Source organism: Streptomyces sp. SID486 (genome assembly GCF_009865385.1).
GTDB lineage: Bacteria > Actinomycetota > Actinomycetes > Streptomycetales > Streptomycetaceae > Streptomyces.
In genome coordinates, this window is record NZ_WWJT01000513.1 from 1 (window position 1) to 793 (window position 793).

Consider the following 793-nt stretch of genomic DNA (forward strand, 5'->3'; position numbering starts at 1 on the left):
GGCCGGGACGGAGGCGGGGGAGGGGTGGTCACGCTCGCAGGGGCAGGCGCACCCGGAGCCGCCAGTGCCCGTCCGCCGCCCCCGCCTGCGCGGTGCCGCCCAGCAGCCGTACCCGGTCGGCGATACCGGTCAGACCGTGGCCGCCACCGGGACGGCGGGCGGCCGGGGCCGCGCCGAGCCTGTTCTCCACGGTGATCTCCAGACGGCCGTCCGCGGTGCCGATCGTCACGGTGACCGGCTCACCGGCGTGCCTGAGGGCGTTGGTCAGCCCCTCCTGCACGATCCGGTACGCCTCACGGGAGACCATCGGGGGCAGCGCGGCGGGGTCGGTGTCCACGGTGGCCGTGACCCGCTGCCCGGCGGCGCGCGTGCGGCGCAGCAGCCCGTCCAGGTCGGCGGCGAGGGTCGGGGCGGGCGCGGTACCGGGTGCGTCGTCCTCCCGCAGCACGCCGAGGACGGCGTCGAGTTCGCCGACCGTGCGGCGGGTGGTGTCCTCGATGGCGGCGAGCGCCTCGCGGACGAAGCGGGGGTCGGTGTCCAGCAGCCGGCGGGCGGCGCTCGCCTGGAGGGTGACCGCGCTCAGGGCGTGGCCGACGGAGTCGTGCAGCTCACGGGCGAGGCGGCCCCGGACGGCGAGGTCGGCGGCGCGGGCCTCGGCGGCGGCCAGCCGCTCCCGCGCGGTGGGCCCGAGCAGGACGGGCGCCCAGCGGGCCAGCAGGGCCCCGCAGCAGGCGGCGCACGCCGCGAGCGCCAGCAGCAGGGCCAGACCGGCGAGCGGGGACACCGTCCCCGC

Annotated in this window: 1 protein-coding gene; it reads right to left on the reverse strand. The window is 79.4% G+C overall.

Features of this window, described 5'->3' with window-relative positions; translation table 11 throughout:
- Nucleotides 1-28: 28 nt before the first annotated feature.
- On the reverse strand, nucleotides 29-793 hold a 765-nt coding region (locus GT045_RS23715; RefSeq protein ID WP_237538818.1), incomplete at its 5' end, for a histidine kinase.